This is a genomic window from Ferruginibacter sp. (genome assembly GCF_014377975.1).
Classification (GTDB): domain Bacteria; phylum Bacteroidota; class Bacteroidia; order Chitinophagales; family Chitinophagaceae; genus Ferruginibacter.
Genome location: NZ_JACMOO010000087.1, coordinates 1 through 4,529, shown reverse-complemented (window position 1 = coordinate 4,529; position 4,529 = coordinate 1). Strand labels below are relative to the sequence as shown.

General features: G+C 36.2%; 2 protein-coding genes. Both read left to right on the top strand.

Features of this window, described 5'->3' with window-relative positions:
- A partial coding sequence (locus H7254_RS04945) for a T9SS type A sorting domain-containing protein (RefSeq protein WP_301931934.1) occupies positions 1–2,267 on the top strand: 2,267 nt, incomplete at its 5' end.
- A gap of 349 nt (positions 2,268–2,616) precedes the next feature.
- A partial coding sequence (locus tag H7254_RS04940) for a SusC/RagA family TonB-linked outer membrane protein (protein ID WP_301931933.1) occupies positions 2,617–4,529 on the top strand: 1,913 nt, incomplete at its 3' end.

The window sequence follows — 4,529 nt, the reverse complement described above, 5'->3', positions numbered from 1 at the left end:
GGACGGTTTATGGCACAGGAGCTAACGCTGGCGGTGCTTTAACCTTAACAAGCCCGCTTACATTTGCCAACAACAGCAACTTGGTATGGAATAGGGATGGTGGTACATTGCCCGCTACAACAGTTTTTAGCGCAGGCTCTACTTTTTCTATTATAGGAACAGGAAATGGTAGTTCCACATCGCAATTACCAGGAATAACAGCAGGGACCGCTTTTCATCATGTAATTATTAATGCACCCAATTGTAAGGCCAGTAATCCGAATTTTGGCGGAAACTTAAATACGATAAATGGTAACCTTACTATTTTATCTACGGGGATTGTCAGTTCAAAAATCAGGTTTTTAAATGGGGCTACGCAGGTAGCAAATATTTCCGGGGATCTCATTATTAATCCGCCTTTGGGGAGTCATGTAACATTTATATTGTATTCCACCGCTACGATAGCTACAGCTGAGGCAGTAAATATTGGAGGGAATTTAGTGGTAAATAATAATTTCCCTACCAGTATTACAGGTACCAACGGTACATATGCTATAGGATCAACAGCCGTTACTTTATCTGGAGCAAACCCTGCAATTATTGTAGGTATGGGTGTAACAGGATCAGGAATTGCATCTGGCAGTTATGTAACTGCTATCAGTGGTACAAGTCTTACTTTAAGTGTTGTTACAACTGCTGCCGGTACGGCTGTTCCACTATCATTTGTTCAGGCTACTGCAAATCTTCAGCTTACTGATAATAACGGTACTAATAGCCAAACCTATGTAAAAGGGAATATTACTTTTAATACGGCCACATTAAGTAACAGTGGCACCGGTTTAGGTGCCATCAATATAAACAGAACAGATGGCGTGCCGCAAATTTATACAAGAAACGGCGGTTCTATAAGCGGTTCAGCTACTTGGAATGTAATGGCCAATGCAGTTTTTGATTTAGGTGCCAGTGTATTACCCGGCGCTGCATTTACTTTAAATGCAGGTGCTACTTTACGGTCAGGTTCTGCTACAGGGTTATTAGCTAACATTACAGCAGGTACAAAAAACTTTAGCAGTGCAGCTAATTATATATTTAACGGTACAGCTGCACAAACAACTTTAAACAATTTTACCGCTACTACGCCAACTGCAAACCAGGTAAATAACCTAACCATCAGCAATGCAGCAGGAGTTACTTTAGGAAACATTTTAATAGTTGCAAATGCCACTACACTAATGAACGGTAAGCTTACATTGGGTGCCGCTAATTTAATTACAAACAGCATAACTGGATCAACCAATAGTTATGTAGTTACAAATGCTGCAGGGTTTTTAAAAGTGAATAATGTTGGCGCTGTAAATACTTTATTTCCTGTAGGTATTTCTGCAAGCAGTTATACACCGGTAGTACTTAATAACAGTGGTGCTGTAGATAACTACAGTGTAAGAATGGTTACCGGTGCTCCGGCAGGAATAAATACTTCGCCACAGGTAGATTCATCTGTAAACATTACATGGGATATAGTAGAAGATGTAGCAGGCGGAAGTAACGCTGCCATAACAATGCAATGGAATACGACCAACCAAAACAATTTTTTTAACAGTAATAATTGTGCAGTAGTACATTCAACCGGAACAGCTATTGATTACTCAGGAGCATATGTTGCTGCAACAAACCCAAGTGCCGGCGTGTATAGCGTTACAGGTACTGGCTTCACTGCATTCTCCCCTTTTGGGGTTACCAGTAAAGCTGGTTCTGTTTTGCCGTTAACTCTTTTATCTTTTAAGGCTTTAAAAAAGAATAAAAATGTGAGATTAGATTGGACCACATCAAACGAAATAAATACGAAGAAATTTTTGGTTGAAAGAACCACAGATTTACAAAAATTTGATGTTATAAAAGAAGTAAACGCAAGTGGAATCTTGAATGTAAATAATTATACAGCTTTAGACGAAAATGCCCTAAAAGGTATATCGTATTACAGGCTTAAAATTATTGATAATAACGGACAGTTTTTCTATAGCAAAATTGCGAAGGTGTTTTTTGCAGATACAAAAGCAATGTTTGTTTCGCCAAACCCTGTGGTTAATATTATTAATGTAGAACATGCCCCGGCAGGTAAAAATGCATTGTTTACCGTTTATTCAATTGAGGGTAAAAAGCTAATAACCTACGTACCAACTGCCCTTTCATCACAAACAAGTATTAACGTAAACCTAATTGCAGGTACTTATCTTTTGTATTTCACCAATAATGGAGCAATTGAAAAAACTGTAATTGTAAAAAAATAAAATTATTCCTGTATTAAAAAGCCAGTTAGAAAACATAAAAGTTAACTGACTGGTTTTTTATTTAAAGCGTTTTCTAAAACAATTATACAAAAAAATGTGATAAATGATATTTGAATAATGCAGTTAATATTTGCCTGCTCAAAATTTCTTATTGTAATATAAAATAATAGGTTTTTAATCATTCATTATTAATCGACTTTAATCAACCCAATCATAAAAATTATCGGGAACGATTGCGTAAAAAAACATTGTTAAATTAATGTTACTTTAAACTTTAAAGAGTAGCATTGAAGAAGAATTGGTTCACCAACGATTGTAGATCTCCACCTTTTAAACCAAAGACTAAAAAATGTTCAAAAAATTATTATTTATTTCCTGCATAATGTTTCTGGCGCTGGCCTCTTTTGCGCAGAAAATCATTAAAGGAAAAGTTACAGATGAAAATGGTTCTCCAATTGTAGGGGTTTCCGTAATTGAAAAAACCTCTAAAAAGGGAACACAAACTGATCAGCAAGGTAATTATAGTATTGCTGTTTCGCCTTCAGCAAAAACCTTGGTATTTTCTTCAATAGGTATTAAAAGCAGCTCTGAAAATATTATAGGTAAGGAAACTGTAAATGTAACGCTCGAAAGAAGTACCAGTACAGGTGATGAAGTTGTTGTGATAGGATATAGCACTGTAAAACGAAAAGATTTAACTGGTACTGTTTCATCAGTAGGTGCAAAGCAACTAAAAGATATACCTCTTTCCTCTGCTGCAGAAGCTTTGCAAGGAAGGTTAGCTGGTGTGCAGGTTACAGCATCTGAAGGTGCCCCGGGTGCTGACTTAATAATCAGAGTTAGAGGTGGCGGATCAATCACTCAAGATAATTCACCATTATATATAGTTGATGGCGTTCAGGTAGAAAATGCATTGTCTGTAATTTCTCCGCAGGATATACAAACCATTGATGTTTTAAAAGATGCATCAACCGCAGCAATTTATGGCGCAAGGGGAGCAAATGGTGTAATTATTATTACAACAAAACCAGGTAAACCCGGTAAAACAACTGTAACCTATAATGGTGCTTACGGAACCAGATCACTTCCTAAAAAATTAGAAGTACTAAGCCCTTACGATTTTGTAACCTGGCAGTGGGAAAGGACAAGAGGAGTAACAGTAGACAGCTCAAGTTTTGCAAAAACATACGGTACAACATGGGACACGCTTAAAAATTATCAAAATATTTCTCCAATTAATTGGCAGGAAGAAGTATTTGGTAAAAATGCTACATATCAAAATCACAACGTTTCTGTAAATGGTGGTAACCAAGCTACTTCATTCAATTTAAGCCTTACAGCAAACAGAGAAGATGGGATTTTACTTGAATCAGGTTTTGATAGAAATTTGGTAAATTTTAAACTTGATCATAAAATTTCCGATAAATTTAAAATGGGTATGACTGCCCGATATCTTGACCAATCAGTTAGAGGTGCCGGAACGACTAACAGTGGTACAAGAACAACCAATAAATTAAGAAGCACCATCACTTATCGGCCTTTTGAAATAGCAGCTACAGGCGGTGGTATCGATGATTTTGATGAAGCTTATTTTTTAGCATCATCCGGAGCTACTAATCCTATTGTTTTAACTAGGGCAGAGTATAGAAAACAATTTACCAAGGCAACTTATTTAAGTGGTTATTTAAATTACAACATCACTAAAAAGTTAGTTTTTAGAAGCACATTTGGCTTTGACAATACAGCAACCGCACAGGATCTTTTTTTTAGCAAAATAACTGGTACAGCACGCAATGCTGCATCATTGCCGGTAGCTTCAAAAGGGTTACAAAATAATAGGACCTTAACTATTTCCAACACCTTACAATACGCAATAAATAATTTTAAGAAGCACCATGATTTTAATTTTTTGGTTGGACAGGAGATTATCGACGTAAGAGTTAATAATTCTTTTTTTCAGACCAATTATTTCCCTTCAGATATTTCTCCACAAAAAGCTTTGGCTAATATGGGTCTTGGTTCTTCACCTTCTAGTCTTCTTCAGCAACCATTGCCTTTTACATTTGTTAATCCACCAAGCAGAATAGCCTCTTTTTTTGGAAGAGTTAATTATGCATTTGATGATAAATATTTAGCCACCTTTAATCTAAGATCAGATCGGTCTTCAAAATTTGCTCCTACCAATGGTAATTTAATTTTCCCATCTGGATCAGTTGCATGGCGCTTTACAAAAGAAAATTTATTTAAAAATGTTAAATGGTT